This window comes from Pseudothermotoga thermarum DSM 5069 (assembly GCF_000217815.1).
Lineage (GTDB): Bacteria > Thermotogota > Thermotogae > Thermotogales > DSM-5069 > Pseudothermotoga > Pseudothermotoga thermarum.
Map to the genome: position 1 here is coordinate 905010 of NC_015707.1, position 16008 is coordinate 921017.

Consider the following 16008-nt stretch of genomic DNA (forward strand, 5'->3'; position numbering starts at 1 on the left):
GGGAGATCGGGGTGCAAAGGTTGTTTACAATTTTTTTCATCCTGTTTTCCTTAATTTGCTTTGGGGGGTACATAACGATTACCTACACCGTTCAGCCTGGAGATACCTTGATTGACATTGCCAGAAAGTTTAAAGTATCTCCCTCAACAATCTTAGATTGGAACAATTTATCCAATGCAACCAAGTTGAAAGTAGGGCAGCAGTTGATAATTCCTCAGCCGGAAGGTTATCTTTACACCGTTGTCAAGGGGGATAATTTGTACACAATAGCAAAAAGATTTTTCACGACGGTTTCAGATATAATGATTGCCAACAACCTCACCTCTGATACTATAAGGGTCGGACAAAGGTTGTTCATACCCGCATCATCTATAGGTAAAGCATTCAACAGAGAAAAGGGCTACATATGGCCTGTTTTTGGAACACTTTCATCACCATTCGGTTATAGGATTCATCCCATCACTAAAAAATATTCTTTTCACAGTGGAATTGATATTTCAGCACCCGAAGGCACACCAGTTTTTGCTTCAACATCAGGAGTGGTTACTTTTGCAGGGGAAAACGGCGGCTATGGTTTGATGGTTGAAATAAAAAGCGGCAACGTTGTTACACGTTATGCTCATTTGTCAAAAATAACTGTTTACGTTGGGCAAAATGTTTCACAAGGTACGCTGATAGGAAGGGTTGGAAGTACTGGCTTGACAACTGGGCCACATTTACATTTTGAAATAGTTGTGGCAGGCAATGCAACAAATCCTTTGGCTTACTTGCCCTCCTCCAACAACATATATGTTTTGAAAGAAACCGCTGGAGCAGTTGGAGGAGAGTAATCAGTGGTTGATCAACCAATTGATTAAATCCTGCTTGAACAAACTTGACATGGTTGTGTCTTCAAAAAGCTCGTGAAAGCATCCTTCGTAAGCTTTAAAGATTTTATCCTTTGAGGCAACTTTTTGGGAAAATTGCTCCGCGCCCGTTGGCAAAACTATCTTGTCTTCCGTCCCAACCGCAACAAAACAAGGTATGGTTATCTTTTCGGCTTCTTCAATAGCCTTTTTGGAGTTTGTGAACATATCGTGCGCCAGTTTTGCAGAAATTCTTCTGTGTACCAGAGGATCTTCCACATATCTTTTCACAGCTTCTTTGTTTGTTGAAAGCAAATTTGGATCAATGCGGTTGTCAAAAGTCACCCAAGGAGTTATTACCGACGTTACTGCTGCCAATAATCGCAAGCTTGGTGAAACGTTGGGCAAGTGTAATGCAGGAGAGGTAACGATCAACCCACGCAAAGATTTGCAAAATCTTGTTTCTGCATAACGTATGGCAATCAATCCACCAAGACTGTGGCCAAAAAGAAAGGAATTGGGATGCCTTTCCAACAAACTGTCGATAAAACGAAAGACCTTCTTGAAAGACAAATGCCCTCTTTTTCCAGGGCTTTCTCCATGTCCAGGTAAATCAAAAAGCGTTAAACCATAGTCGACGGTTTTAAGTAACTCAACTAGCCAACCATACCTTTTTGAATGTTCTCCTAAACCGTGAACGAGAATCACCCATCCTCTTTTTCCCTCGAATTCCTTGATCCACATTGTTTTTCATCCCCCACGTACTCAAAATCAATTTCTCCTGTGGCTTTATCGGCGTTGATCACCCTCGCTTTTATAACATCGCCAATTTTGAAAACTTTTCCAGTCCTTTCACCAACAAGAATGTTTTTCTTTTCATCGTAGTAGTAATAATCATCCAAAGTTGAAATGTGAATCAAGCCAGATATGAGCTTTTCAGGTATTTCAACAAACAATCCAAAGTGAGTTACATTTGTCACCACAACGTTGAAGATCTTTCCAATGAATCTTTTTATGTACTCAACTTTTTTAATGGCTATTAAATCCCATTCTGCTTCATCCGCGACACGTTCACGTCTACTGCAATGTTCGGCGATTTTAGGTAGCTCCTCGGAAAATTTTTGAATCTGCTTTGGGGTGAATTTTCCTTTTTGCTTAAGATAAATCTTCAAAAGCCTATGAACAACCAAATCTGGGTAACGCCTTATCGGAGATGTGAAATGAGTGTAAGCAAAGGAAGCCAAACCGAAATGTCCAATGTTCGTTGCCGAATAAAGAGCTCTTTTCATCGACCTGACCAAAAGTCTTTCGACGCTTGATCGAAGCGGGTGATTTTTTACAGCCTCCAGTATCTTCTGTAAGAAGGCTGCATCGATCTTCTTTGGAAACTTTATACCAATACCCAACGCTTCTACGTATTCTTTCAATTGAACAAGCGTTTCGGGATCAGGTTCTTCGTGCACTCTGTAAACGAAAGGCAAACCAGCTTCGTGGAAAATGTTTGCCACAGTTTCGTTAGCTTTGATCATGAATTCTTCGATCAAAATTTCAGCCTTTCCGCGCACAACTGGAACTATATCAACGACGGAGTAATCTTTTCCAAGAATAACCTTGACTTCTCCTCCCTCGATGTCTAAAATCGCTCCTCGCGCTTTTCTGTATTCTCTAAGTATTTGAGATAGTTCAAGCATTAGATCTAACGAGCGGCAAATTTCCTTGCCCAGTATCTTTTTTGCTTCCTCGTCGCCTTCGAAGTATCTGTTGACTAGCGTGTAAGTCAGTCGTTTTTTGCTTTTTATATAGCTTGGAAAGACTTTATAATCAAGTGTTTCACCGTCTTTGTTTATGAGCATTTGAACGGTGAAGGTTAAACGTATCTTTCCTTCGACCAAACTGCAAAGATCGTTTGATAATTTGAAAGGAAACATTGGAATAACTGTGTCAAGCAAATAAACACTTGTACCTCTCAAGAATGCTTCCTTATCGAGTGCAGAGCCTTCTTTGACGTAGTGAGAGACATCGGCTATATGAACAGATAAAAGGTATTTATCCTTAACTTTCTTTATCGAGACAGCATCGTCAAAATCCTTGGCATCTTCGCCGTCGATAGTAAAAACTATTTCATCGGTACAATCAACTCTACCAATCAAATCTTCTTTGGTGACATCATCTGGTAGCTCAGCCACTTCTTTCATCACTTCTTCAGGAAATTCTACTCTTAAAGAGTGCTTTGCAATCACACTTGGTATGTCTATTCTTGGATCTTCTGCATCGCCTAAAATCTGTACTATTTCCACTTCTGGTAGCTGATTTTTCCTAGGCCATTTCACTATTTTTGCCACAACTTTTAAACCCGGTCTGATACCTTTAACTGTTTTTGCATTTACAACAAATTCAAAATTTATCTTCGGATCGTCTGGTGTCAAGTAAAATCTCGATCGTCTAAGCTGCAACACTCCAACGATTTCGCGCTTTTCTCTTTTCAAAATCTTTATAACTTTTCCTTTTGGAAGGTTTCTCCATTTTCCAATTATTTCAACCATGACTTTGTCCATGTGAATTGCCCCGTTGGCATCTTCAACCATTACCGCGATTTCTTCTCCATTTTCAGTTTTCACAAAAGCGATGTTTCCGCTTCGTGTAAATTCGATGGTTCCAGTTGCAATTTCACGAGACGGTTTAAAGTAATGTCCAGCGCTGTCTTGTATTAAATATCCTTCTTCGATCAATTGCAATATTCTTTCCTTTATCGATTTTTTCTTATCTTTCGTTGTGGCACCGAAGTGTCGGTAAATTTCTTTCAAGACAACCTTCTTTTTCTGTGAAAAAAGTTCATCGATTTTCTGTATAAACTTTTTACTGATACGCCGTGACACAGGCTTTTCCCCTTTCCTTAGAAATATACATTGCTTTATCTGCAAAAACGATAAGGTCTTCCGGACGCTTTGCAGGATCTTCAGGATAACCGCTTACCCCAAAGCTAAGTGTCAGCTTGAATTCAAATGGGTTTGTATCTATTATCGATTTTAATATTTTCTCAGCAACCTTGACTCCGTCGTTTTTTGTGGTGTTGAGAAGGATTAGAACAAACTCTTCTCCACCGTACCTGCTCAAAACGTCCGTTGATCTTGTGGAACTTCTTAGGACTGACGATATAAACCTAAGCACTTCATCGCCAACGTCGTGACCATACTTATCGTTGATCTTCTTAAAGTCGTCGATGTCAGTGACTATCACACAGAAGTTTCCACCGTATCGATTAACTCTTTCGTATTCTTCTTTCAATTTCATCGCGAAGTAACGACGGTTGTACAAACCGGTCAATGGGTCTGTAATGCTCTCTTGGTATATCAAGATATTCTTCACGACGTGTGCGATGATTTCTTGCATTCTGATGAGCATTCTCAAAAATTCCGTGAAAATGGTTTCATCCAAATACAACGCTTTGTTGGCTACGTAAAGAACCAATGAATAATTTTCATAAACTGATACAACGTTGCAAACCTCAAGTGGAGTGTATGAAAACTTTGGCTTAAGTGGTACTTCGGATAGATTGATCGATATTTTCTCCACTATTTTTCCCTTGGGATTTCTTAAAACTAACGCCACTGATGATATCGGTAAAAGGCTCATCAACCTTGAGGCTAAAAATTCCATAGTTGTTGAAAGTTGATCCTGAGCACTCACAATTTTCAACGTATCCAGAGCGTATTCGGCAAAGTTTTGATATTCTATGATTTGGCCTATCAAGTTTTTGGCATCGGACAGCAGGTTAGAGACTTCTTCGTTTGCTTTTTGCCTAGCAGATTCGACAATCGAAAGTACTTGATGAATTGGTGGGGCAAACTTCAACTTGTTCTCAAGCCATTTGGCGGCGTTTTCAAAACCTCTGCTTTTGTAGATGGATATTGCCCGCTCTGCGTAGTTTATTGCCAAAGGTATTTCCCCTATACTTTGATAAGCCAGCGCAGCCCCTTCGTACACCTGAGCAAGCGAAAGGTAGCTTCCATATCTTATGTTGTCTTGTTCAAGCTGTTCAAGGAACCTTGTGAAACCTTCGCGATCCACTTTTATCAACCTTGGGCCGAATATTTGGCAAGTTTCTTCTTTCCAATAAGGATCACCTTTGTAAAGAAATTCTTTCCAAGCTTTGTAGAATTCTTGATCATCGTTTGCCAAAAACAAATTGCGAAACCTCACAAAAGCTGGATTTTTCATCGCTGGATTATCTATGTTTTCTTTTATCAACCTGACAGCTTCTTCGATATAACCACTTATTGCATAAGCTGCCACCAATCCTCTTAAACCTCTTTGCTCAATTCCAAGGTATTTTTCGATCTCTATTTCTCTCGAAAAATCTTCAAGTGCATTCTCAACCTCGTGGTTGTAAGAATGGTAATTACCTTCGACAAAGTAGCTGTAAGCTTCTACATTCAACATGCCTGTTAAGTGAGCGAGCTGTCTTAAACGTTGAAGATTTGCAAACATTTTTTCTACTTCGCCATGATAAAGGCTTACCCACACCAGGTTACTTAAGGCAGTTTGAATTAACTCAGTTGATCCAATTTTATGACCAATCTCTATTACTTTTTCGTACAAACTTATTGCTTCAAAACTTGTCGTCATAATGCTTGCAATTGAAAACAATATCCTTGGAAGAATATCAAGAAAATTGTTTTCCTCGGATATTTTTCTAATAGAATTTAACATTTCCATCACCTGCAGCGGATGGGATTCTCTTCTAATTTCAGCGATCAGCAAAAGCGTTTGAATTTTTAACTTTAAATGTACTTTATTCATTTTAAGTCTACCAATCAAAATATCCAATTCTTTCATCAACTCTTTTGAGACTTCTTCACCGCTTGCAAGGATGCGTCTTACTTTCCAATACAGCTTTCTAAGCTTTGAATAATCCGTTGATGCTTCGAAAATATGCGGATTTTTCTCTTCAATTTCGCGTGCAAGGTTGATTTTGTTTGCAGCGACAAGGGCAACGTACTGCTCAAAAAGATATTTTTGATTTCCCTCAAGCATCAGCGCAAAAGACTCAAGTAAATTTGGTTCTCCTTTGATCAAAAGGGCTTTGAGTTTTAAACTAATTAAAGCATAGCTTTGTCTAGCCGGAAAAATCTTTTCTGCTTCTTTCAAATAGTTCAAAGCGTCGGATAGTTCACCATAAGAATTCAGCTTCTTTCTTGCTGCAAGCAAGAAAAGACATGCTGCCGCTGCTTTTCTTCCTATCATAAGCATGTGCCAAGCCTTTTTCGCTGGATCGACAAACTTTTGAGACAAAATCAAATGATTCCTTTCACGCGTTTTTTCATCAATGCTTTGATAAAGTTTTTCCCAAATCTCTTTCAACGTGAATCTGTAACCATTGTTTTCCCAGTATACGATTCCATCTGTAAGAAGACTAGAAAGAGTTGGCTTAACCTTTATTCCTTGATCTTCCATTGAGGTAAATAATGCTTCAAGATCTTCTACCGTGAACTTTTCTCCGCACAATGCAATTAAGTTTGATCCGTCTTTTTTGTATTTTTCCAAATCAAGCTTTAGTTCAACGATCTCAGAAAAATCGTGAGCCAAAATCGCGGATGGATCAAACTGCAATTGTTCATTTTCGTATTTCAACGCCCCAATCTTTATCGCTATGTCAACTACTTGAACAATTTTTCCTGGCAAACCTTGGGAGATTGTATAAACCCAATTGGAAAGCGTTTCAATTTGCTCGCCTGGTACATCAAGCATTGAAGATAAGAAAAGCTGAGTTTTATGAATATCAAACGGCTCAAGTTGAATAAAATAATCGTACTTGACTGGTATAGGCATTTGAGTCGAAGCCAAAAGCAAAATGTGGCTAGTTTTGAAATTGAAAGAATTTAGCTGTTCTATTAGCGATCTCAAGGAAACTCCCATTTCTTGAACATCGTCGATGACGATAACTGACTTGGAAATTTTGTTCAAAATCCTTCCCAAAGTTAAACTGATTTGGTCAACTGAAAGTCGCTTACCTGCCAAAAATTCTTCAATTACTTTTCGATCTATTTGATCCAAACTTTCATAGTCCTCGCTACTCAAAAGTTGAAGTGTTGCAAGAAAGAGGGTGTCAAAATTCTCAACCCATATAACGGGTATATTAAACTTTCTAACTTCTGTTGAAACGTAATCGAGTAGGGTTGTTTTGCCAGAACGTTGCGGACCATAAACCAAAATGGTTTGCAAACCAGATTTGGCGTTTAAAATCTGCTGTAAAATTTGGTCCGCTTCGTTCCTTTTCATGAATACTGGTTTAACTTTTATCACCTTTTTCTCGATTGTTTCTGAAAATATTTGCGGAAGCAGTGACAAATGCGTTTTTCTGTTCGTGGGATCTTCATATACAAAGTCGTTGAAAAATTCTTTTAGTTCTGCTTCCTTCGCAAATTTCTGTGCAAGTTTTCCAAAGGTGTACGCAGTTGAAAAAATCGATGCTGTGCCGTATTTTTCAAACTCTGGGGCTACAACGATTTTTTCTCCTTTTGGTAATTCTTTACTGTTAAACCAAATGGGAGGTATCATGTAAAAAGATTCAGAAAAGATGAAATCGTCTAAGGATAAAACGGGAATAGCGATTGAACGGTGAAGAAACTCCCTAAGAAGCGATAAAACAAAGATTGCAAAATCTTTGCTTTGCAAATTTGCTTGATCCACTGGTTTTGCTTTAAAGTAAGGCAAATATATAACCGGTTTATCCCTAAGATCAAAGCTCTCTGGAATCAGCAATCCTGGATGTTTTACTTTCGAAATCATTGAGATGAAGTTTGCAAGTTTTGCTTTCGATCCCCCAATTGCCTCTGGTTTTAAAACTTTCATTACTTTCAACATCGACTTATCTTCCACCAAATATTCACTACCATTGTAGGTTTCCCTTAGAAACTGTAATATTTTCAAATTTTATCCCCCCATGGCCTCCCGAACCAATGTTAGTACTTCTTTTAAAACCTGCCATGGGTCTGCATTTTCAAAAGAGCAACCTGCCGCTCTTGCGTGTCCTCCGCCTCCAAGAGTTGCTGCAATTTTGCTTACATCGACGTAGTTTTTCGATCTTAAACTAACATGTACGCGATTTTTAGGATATTCCATTACCAAAACCGCTACTTCGACGTTTTTCAAAGACCTTATTTCGGAGACAAATCCCGAGCTGTCTTGATCGGTGCAACCGCAGGAGAGATAATCTTCAAAGGTAAGCACTGAATACGCCAAGCCTTTTTCAACTTTTATTTTATCTATCATCTTTGACAACAACAAAAATTGGTTCAGAGTTTTGTTTTCTAGGATCGTTGAAGCTACGAAATGTGGTTTTGCGCCCATTTCGACAAGTTCTGCTGCATCTTTCAGAAGGTTGGAAGTCGTGTTCGAATATCTGAAAAATCCACTGTCTGTGGCCAAACCAACAAAGTTTATCGTCGCAAGTTCTTCGTTGTACTCAATCCCAAGAACTTTGTTGAGATGAAAAACCATTTGAGCAGTGGCAGCATAAGTTGAATCGACCCAGTTTATATCCCCAAAGAAACCGTTTGTTGCGTGATGATCGATAACAACAATGGTATGCTCTGGAAGTATTTTTACAAATCTTCCAACTCTGTCTGGAGAAGAGCAATCTAAAACAACCACAACATCTGGCGAAAACTTTAAATCCAAAAATTTTTCGTAGTCAATCAAATCCTTAACCCCTGGAAAAACCAAATATTCTGGTGGAATTTTATCATCAATTGCTCCAAGAACGCTTTTTCCAAGTTGTTGTAAACCAAGTGTTAACGAAACAACAGAACTTATATCGTCACCGTCTGGCATTATGTGACCTACGATCAAAATCCTTTGTGAATCGGTTAGCTTTGAAATTAGTGAAGAAAATTTAATCATTTTTCACCTCAAGCTCCTTGTACCCATTTTGATAGATAATCTTTAACTTGTTTTTCGTCATGAATTCTTTTGCTGGATAGATCTATTGTGACGTAATTGTCCATGCCAAGGTAAAGTGTTGGTTGAACGTTGAGAACAGTTGCGAATGCGTTTGGATCGTAATGCACACCAACGATCAAACCTATGAAGAAAGTGTGATCACCCGTCTTGCGAAGATCAGTCACTTTACATTCGTATGCTGCGTAACCGTCTTTTAAAATGGGTGCCTTGACGTTCTTTCCTTGCATCAAGTATACATCGAAGACGTTTGTTTTGTCTATATCACGCCCGGATGTCTTTCCAAAGAACGCAGCTAGTCTGCTTTGATCGTACCTTAAAAAGTTGACAGTAAATTCTTTTGAGCTCATTATTATATCGTGAGTTAATCTCTTTGGTGAAATTGAGACACCATAAAGTGGTGGATCGTGTGAAAGCTGAGTGTGCCACGCTGCTGTCATCAAATTGATTCGTCCTTCAAATTCACAGCATATTATCGCTACATTTGCAGGATAATGAAAAATGTACTTTTCCACCTTCTCCAAAAATATCATCTTCGATCACCTCCCATGCCGAAGCGATGATCGTTCAACCTTCGTACAATTTCGCCGATGACCCATCCTGATTGATTCATACCTTTTTTCGACAATCTAAGGTGTTTTTCATCAAATTCAACAAAGTCATAAAGACCTTCAACCAAGTTTCTCACATTCAATTCTGGCAGAAGTTTTTTGATTTTTTCCAAATCAACTCCTTCAGCAATTCTAAGTCCCATGAAGATCGTTTCTTTTGCCTCTTGAAAAGGATCGTTTTGTTGGTAATACTCGTAGGGATGTTTACCCGCCTTCATCATTTTTATGTATAACTTTAAATCTTTTGTGTTGACGTACCTTGTGAAGCCGATATGTCCACCCGCTGACACGCCAACCCCTACGTAATTTTCATTTTTCCAGTATTTCATATTGTGTTTGCATTCATATCCTGGAAGTGAGAAGTTTGATATTTCGTACCTTACGTATCCCATTTCCTCCAGAGCTTGTAAAAACCTTTCATATCTTTCGCAAACAGCTTCATCTTCTAAGGTTTTTCTTATATCGTTCTCTTTTTCCAAAACGTACACAGCCACATGTTTGGGCTTATAAGTCCTTACAATTTCTATGTTGTTTAAAATCGTCAAATCACTTTCTGCTGGTAGACCAACGATGAAATCTACGTTAGTGTTTTCAAAGTACTTGCAAACAATTTCCCATGTTTTTTTGAAATCACTCACGCTGTGCCTTCGTTTGACTTTCTTCAACACGTTGTCATCTGCTGCTTGAAGCCCCACACTTATCCTGTTAACCTTGCTTTCAGCCAATTTCTCGATAAAACTGCACTTTGGGTTAATTTCAACCGTGATTTCCGGATTGTCTAGAGCAAAAAGCTTTTCGACTTCCAAAAGAATTTCTGAAAGATATTCAAAATCAACGTCGCTGGGTGTTCCACCACCTACGTAAATGCTTGTAACTTTTGGCATTTCAAGCTCTTTTGACCACATTTCAAGCTCAATTTTAACCGCTTCGAAATACTCTTTTACCAAAGAGAAATCCGTGTATGAAACAAAATCGCAGTATGTGCACCTGCTTTTACAAAAAGGCACGTGAATGTACAAACCATACTCAAAAGCTTGCACGTAAAAACACCTTGCCTGGCATCAAAAAGAAATCCATTGAAAATTTCTTGCCGAAATTCTCTAACCTTATTGCAGGTATCAACGAACCTTCTTTAACTATTAAAAAAGGCTCAAAGAATATTGAGGACTGCTTCAAACCGATGTTTTTTCTGAACGCAAAAAACTGTGCCAAGCCATCGAACCATCCCATACCTGCAAACAAACCTTCTTCACAAGTTTTTCCCATGCTGTAAAGAAATACACCTGGGAAAACGCCATTTGTGATCCTATAAAGTCCATAAGAAAAATTACCTTGCTTGATACAAACTCTTCCAAATCCAAAGGGATCTTCTTTGAATTCTTCGTACCAGAAAACGTTCAAAACGTTGTTACCAAAAGAAACGACTTGCTTGATACGAAGGCTGGCAAGACTGTCTTCGTCGTTTATCAAAAAGAACAAAGAGTAACTTCCCGGTGTTAAGCCGAAAAGGTTGAAATCAATTTTCATCGCCGCACTGAAATCTTTTCCAAACGCTATACCGGCCTTGAAATTTGCATCAAAAGTTTTAAACCTGAGTATGCCTATTCTCCGGAAAACTTCTTTAGAATGCTGAAAAAGATAGCCAACCTGAAAATCATCCTTTTTTGCGATAAAAAGTAATTGATCAGTGTTAATGATGTTGATCAAGTTAGTACAGGTTAATATTGCATCGGCACCGAATGTTAAAATTCCCAGGATGAGCAAGATCAAAACAATTTGTTTCAGACTCATCCCTCCAAAAGTTTTTTCAAAATTTCATTCACCAAATTTGGATTTGCTCTTCCTTTGGTTTCCTTCATTATTTGACCAACGAAAAAGCCCATGACACCTTTTTTGCCTGCCTTGTATTGTTCGACAGCTTTTTGATTTTCCATCAGTACCTTTTTCGCTATCTCTTCAATCAAAGCAGCGTCGTTTATCTGGATTAAACCTTTTTCTTCAACAAGTTGTGAAGGCATCTTTCCCGTTCTGAACATCTCGGGGAAAATTTCTTTTGCGACCTTTATCGATATCTTTCCACTATCCATGAGCTCAAATAGTTCAACAAAATGCTTTGGCGTTATCTTCAGTTCTTCAACCTCGCTTTCCTTCATTTCTCTGAACATTTCTGTCATGATCCAATTACCAACCTCTTTTGGCCTCCCAGTCGCTTTGGCGCATTCTTCATAAAAATCAGCTATATTTTTGTCCGCTGTGAGAACGATGGCGTCGTACTTTGGTATACCGTACTCTCTAATGAATCTTTCAACCTTTTGATCGGGAAGCTCTGGTAGGGATTTTCTTAAATTCTCGATCATCTCTTCGCTTATTATCACGGGTGGAATATCTGGTTCCGGGAAGTATCTGTAGTCGCTTTCCTCTTCTTTTCCTCTCATCGAAACAGTTGTTTTCGTTGACAAGTCCCATCCTCTGGTTTCCTGCTCAACGTTTTCACCTTTTTGCAGAGCCTCAATGATTCTGGCTTCTTCGTATTCCAAAGCTTTTTCTATGAATTTAAACGAATTCATGTTCTTTACTTCCACTCTGTTGCTCTGCACATTTCTCTCAAGATCGATCACAGAGATGTTGGCATCGCACCTTAAAGCTCCCTTTTCCATGTCTCCGGTGCTGACGCCAAGGTATCTCAAGATCGATCTAAGTTTTTCGGTAAAAATCCTTGCTTCCTTTGGAGAAGAAAGGTCTGGTTCTGTCACAATTTCAACAAGGGGAACACCGCATCGATTCATATCCACAAGTGAATACTGAGCCTGTGTGATTGAATCGCCTTCGTGAATAAGCTTACCGGCATCCTCTTCCATGTGAAGCCTTCTGATCCTTATTCTCTTGACGGTTCCATCAACATCGATGTCCAAATAACCATTTCTCGCAAGAGGATAAAAGTATTGCGAAATTTGGTAACCCTTTGGAAGATCCGGATAGAAGTAATTTTTCCTATCAAATCGAGAATAACGATTTATCGTACAGTTCAAAGCAAGAGCGATTTTTGTAGCGTACTCAACCATGGCTTTGTTGACAACAGGCAGTGCACCGGGTTGACCAGTGCAAACAGGGCAGATTGCGGTGTTCGGTGGGAGATCAAAAACATCCGCTCTACAAGAACAGAAAGCTTTTGTTTTCGTTGAAAGTTGAACGTGAATTTCAAGACCGATCACAGTTTTAAACCTCATCGCACTTCACCACCGGCATTGGAAATCTTCCATTTTCGTTGTAAGGAGAATTTTTCTCGAAAGCCCTTGCTATCTGTAAAACTTTTCCATCGTCAAATCTTTTACCCATAATCTGCAAACCAACTGGAAGAGATTTTGCAAAGCCAAATGGAATACTTATCGCAGGACCTCCTATCAAATTGGCTGGGATCGTGAAAATATCCATAAGATAATACGTCAAAGGATCTTTCACCGAACCAATTTCAAAGGCGGGCACAGGTGAAGTTGGCGTGAGAACAGCATCGAAGTCTTTGAAAACAGTTTCAAAATCGTTGGCTATGAGTTTTCTCACCTTTTGAGCTTTGTTGAAATATGCCTCGTAATAGGCTGCACTCAAGGTAAAGGTCCCGAGCATTATACGCCTTCGAACTTCTTCTCCAAAACCTTGGTTTCTGGTTGACATGTATGTATCCTTTAAACCTCTTTCTTCGATTCTCAAACCGTATTTGACGCCATCGTACCTGGCTAAGTTTGAGCTTGCCTCCGCTGGTGCTATGATGTAATACGTTGCCACGACGTATTTCATCGTTGGTATCTTAACCTTGGCGACTTTTGCTCCAAGTTTTTCGGCAAGTTTGATTGCTTCCTCAAATCTTTGTGCAACCTCGTTGTCCAAGCCTTCGTAATTGTAAACCTCTTCCGGTACGGCAAATCTCATACCTTGTATTCCTTCTTCTAAATGGCTTAGAAAATCAACCTTTTTCGATACAGTCGTTGAATCTATGGGATCTTTGCCAGAGATAATGTCCATCAATAACGCTGCATCTCGAACAGTTTTGGTTATTGGTCCAATTTGATCAAGCGATGAAGCAAAAGCCACTAGACCGTACCTTGAGACCAAACCATAACTTGGTTTAAATCCAACAACTCCACAGAAACTTGCAGGTTGTCTCACAGATCCACCAGTATCGCTGCCAAGCGAAGCAACGACTTCCCCACTTGCAACGGCAGCAGCTGAACCACCGCTGCTTCCACCCGGAACACATTTTAAATTCCATGGATTTCTTGTGATGAAGAAAGCAGATCTTTCGGTACTTGAACCCATTGCAAATTCGTCAAGATTGGTTTTACCAACTATTGCAAACCCGTATTGCTTTAGCTTTTTCACAGCAGTTGCGTCGTAGCAAGGTATGTAATTTTCCAAAATTTTAGAAGCACATGTTGTCCTAATGCCTTCGGTTGTTATGTTGTCTTTGATCGCTATTGGTATACCGCTGTAAGGACCTTCGACAAATTTTGGATCTTCAACCACCGTTATAAAACTTTTCACGAATTTATCAATCTTCTTGATCCTTTCAATGGACATTTTCACAAGTTCTTTCCGATCAAGAGATAAACAGTCTTCTATCGTGAGTTTTTCGAACACGGTTTTGTCCCCTCCTCACCATCTGTAGTAACTTCTGCGTTTCCACAAACCTATTAGGATTCCAAAAACAAATCCTCCTGCATGAGCCCAATACGCTACTCCAGAGCGCAAAATGTTGTCGAAAAGTCCGTTGATAACCTGCATCAAAAACCAGACAAAAAGGTAAAAGGCCGCTGGAATGGCAACCAAAAACGGAAGAAAGAAAAGCGGAACAAACGAGATTATCCTAGAGTATGGAAACAAAACGTAGTAAGCACCCATGACTGCCGAAATGGCGCCGGAAGCACCAACTATTGGAACTGTTGAAGTTAAGTTGAAAGCAAAGTGGGTCAAGGCAGCGAAGATACCGCCGGCTAAGTAAAACAATGCGAATCTAACATGTCCAAGTGCGTCTTCAACGTTATCACCAAATACGGCAAGGAACCACATATTTCCAATTAGGTGTGACCATCCACCATGCAAAAACATGTGGGAAAGGAAGGTGAAGAACTTTGAAGTTACAAGCTCAATACCAGTTCTTATTTGCCACAGTTGTTCCCACCTTGGATTTGTGAACCTTGCCGGTATCAGTCCGTAATTGTACAGAAAGGCAAGAAGTGAAACCCTTGATAACGATTGTTGGTAAAGGAAAATAACAACATTGATTATGATTAAGAAATAAACAACGTATGGTTTTTTTCTGCTTGGTATGGTATCATAAAGCGGAAACAACAAATCATCTCCTTTTAAGGATACTTTTTTAATTTTATCACAAAACGCTGTCGATTATTCCACCACCGATGACAAGATCTCCATCGTAGAAAACGGCAGCTTGTCCAGGTGTAACCGCAAACAAAGGTTTTTCGGTTTTTACAACGGCAACGTTGTTGGTTATCTCAACTTCGCAGGATTCTTCGTTGAAATTCCTTCTTATTTTCACAGTCGCTTTGAACCTTTTTGGACAATCAATCAAAAGGTTTAAATCTTTCACGATGAATTTATCAGACTTTACATCCTCAAGTGTACCAACTATCACCGCATTTCTTTCAGCACACAATCTTTTCACGTAAAGTCTTTCGCCAACCGATATACCAAGTTTTCTTTGACCAATTGTGTAGTGAATCAAACCTTTGTGTTCACCAATCTTTCTTCCGTATTTATCGAAAATTGGTCCAGGCTTTACTTGAACACCATGTTCGATGAAAAACCTTTCGTGATCGCCATCAGGAATGAAACAAAGATCTTGAGAATCCTTTTTGCTGTGAACATGTATCGAGTACTTTTTGGCTATTTCTCTAACCTGTTCTTTTGTTTTATCCCCGTTGGGAAAGATTATTTTTTCAAGTCTATGCCTTTCCACGGATGCAAGGAAATACGATTGATCCCTTTCTTTATCGATTGCTTTGTAAAGTTTTCCATCTATTATTCTTGCATAATGTCCGCTTGCAACCATATCCATTCCGTCGGCTAGCATCAGATCCATCAAATAACCAAACTTTATCTTTTGGTTGCACATAAAGCATGGATTTGGAGTTCTTCCACTTTTGTACTCGTTGAGGAAATAGGTTATTATCTTCTCATGAAATACTTCATGAAGGTTTACTATCTTCAATGGAACACCGAACTGATTCGCTATTATTTTTGCATCCAAAGTGTCCGATGGAGAGCAGCAAACTTTGTGTTTTATTTCTCGGTTTACAAAAAACTCATCGGGCATTGTTTTCATGTGATAAGCCACAATTCGATGCCCTTCTTCCTTCAACGTTGCAAGTGCTACTGCACTGTCAACACCGCCGCTGAGCATAACTCCTATTTTCAACATTAAACCCTCCATGTGAAAATAATTCCATAAAAATTATCCAACATTTTTTTGAAAATATCAACCATAGCAAGTTTCAAGACTGACAACCTTACATTCAAACTGTGAAAATGAACCTTGATGAAAACGGGAAAGTCAAACGATATGAAATACTCTTTTAGTA

Annotated in this window: 12 protein-coding genes; 1 reads left to right on the plus strand and 11 read right to left on the minus strand. The window is 39.1% G+C overall.

Annotated elements, in window-relative coordinates; all coding sequences use genetic code 11:
• The first annotated feature begins 11 nt into the window (after positions 1-11).
• Positions 12-830 (plus strand): LysM peptidoglycan-binding domain-containing protein, encoded by an 819-nt coding sequence (locus THETH_RS04710; protein ID WP_013932233.1) that lies wholly within the window; start codon positions 12-14, stop codon positions 828-830.
• On the opposite strand, the gene THETH_RS04715 is transcribed toward THETH_RS04710, so the two are convergent.
• From THETH_RS04715 to mnmA, 11 genes are read right to left on the minus strand one after another with little or no spacing between them, the layout of a single operon-like run.
• Positions 831-1589: an alpha/beta hydrolase gene (locus tag THETH_RS04715; RefSeq protein ID WP_013932234.1), complete on the minus strand. Its 759-nt coding sequence runs from the start codon at positions 1587-1589 to the stop codon at positions 831-833.
• Complete coding sequence (rnr, locus tag THETH_RS04720) at positions 1550-3721, minus strand: ribonuclease R (protein ID WP_013932235.1); 2172 nt, start codon at positions 3719-3721, stop codon at positions 1550-1552. The genes THETH_RS04715 and rnr overlap by 40 nt, the downstream gene beginning before the upstream one ends.
• Positions 3702-7775 carry a diguanylate cyclase gene (locus THETH_RS04725; RefSeq protein WP_013932236.1) on the minus strand — a complete coding sequence of 1358 codons (4074 nt, stop codon included), beginning with the start codon at positions 7773-7775 and terminating at the stop codon, positions 3702-3704. The genes rnr and THETH_RS04725 overlap by 20 nt, the downstream gene beginning before the upstream one ends.
• A 3-nt stretch (positions 7776-7778) precedes the next feature.
• Positions 7779-8747 (minus strand): DHH family phosphoesterase, encoded by a 969-nt coding sequence (locus THETH_RS04730; RefSeq protein ID WP_013932237.1) that lies wholly within the window; start codon positions 8745-8747, stop codon positions 7779-7781.
• Between the two features lie 8 nt (positions 8748-8755).
• The gene (locus THETH_RS04735; RefSeq protein ID WP_013932238.1) at positions 8756-9337 is read right to left on the minus strand and encodes a flavin reductase family protein; all 582 of its coding nucleotides are present in this window, start codon (positions 9335-9337) and stop codon (positions 8756-8758) included.
• A complete protein-coding gene (gene hemW, locus THETH_RS04740) occupies positions 9334-10455 on the minus strand; it encodes a radical SAM family heme chaperone HemW (RefSeq protein WP_013932239.1) in 1122 nt (373 codons plus the stop codon). Before hemW ends, THETH_RS04735 begins: the two co-directional genes overlap by 4 nt.
• Complete coding sequence (locus THETH_RS04745) at positions 10442-11206, minus strand: hypothetical protein (RefSeq protein WP_013932240.1); 765 nt, start codon at positions 11204-11206, stop codon at positions 10442-10444. Before THETH_RS04745 ends, hemW begins: the two co-directional genes overlap by 14 nt.
• On the minus strand, positions 11203-12642 hold the full coding sequence (gatB, locus tag THETH_RS04750; RefSeq protein WP_013932241.1) for an Asp-tRNA(Asn)/Glu-tRNA(Gln) amidotransferase subunit GatB: 1440 nt from the start codon (positions 12640-12642) through the stop codon (positions 11203-11205). The genes THETH_RS04745 and gatB overlap by 4 nt, the downstream gene beginning before the upstream one ends.
• Positions 12632-14047: an Asp-tRNA(Asn)/Glu-tRNA(Gln) amidotransferase subunit GatA gene (gene gatA, locus THETH_RS04755; RefSeq protein WP_013932242.1), complete on the minus strand. Its 1416-nt coding sequence runs from the start codon at positions 14045-14047 to the stop codon at positions 12632-12634. Before gatA ends, gatB begins: the two co-directional genes overlap by 11 nt.
• Before the next feature lie 15 nt (positions 14048-14062).
• Positions 14063-14758 (minus strand): rhomboid family intramembrane serine protease, encoded by a 696-nt coding sequence (locus tag THETH_RS04760; RefSeq protein WP_013932243.1) that lies wholly within the window; start codon positions 14756-14758, stop codon positions 14063-14065.
• A gap of 37 nt (positions 14759-14795) precedes the next feature.
• Positions 14796-15848, minus strand: coding sequence for a tRNA 2-thiouridine(34) synthase MnmA (mnmA, locus tag THETH_RS04765; RefSeq protein WP_013932244.1), 1053 nt, complete (start codon positions 15846-15848; stop codon positions 14796-14798).
• Positions 15849-16008: the final 160 nt, after the last annotated feature.

Bases quoted from the DNA above. Each gene is read 5' to 3' on its own strand.
- THETH_RS04715 (WP_013932234.1), bottom strand. From the start codon at position 1,589: ATGTGGATCAAGGAATTCGAGGGAAAAAGAGGATGGGTGATTCTCGTT.
- THETH_RS04730 (WP_013932237.1), bottom strand. From the start codon at position 8,747: ATGATTAAATTTTCTTCACTAATTTCAAAGCTAACCGATTCACAAAGG.
- THETH_RS04735 (WP_013932238.1), bottom strand. From the start codon at position 9,337: ATGATATTTTTGGAGAAGGTGGAAAAGTACATTTTTCATTATCCTGCA.
- THETH_RS04745 (WP_013932240.1), bottom strand. From the start codon at position 11,206: ATGAGTCTGAAACAAATTGTTTTGATCTTGCTCATCCTGGGAATTTTA.
- gatB (WP_013932241.1), bottom strand. From the start codon at position 12,642: ATGAGGTTTAAAACTGTGATCGGTCTTGAAATTCACGTTCAACTTTCA.
- mnmA (WP_013932244.1), bottom strand. From the start codon at position 15,848: ATGTTGAAAATAGGAGTTATGCTCAGCGGCGGTGTTGACAGTGCAGTA.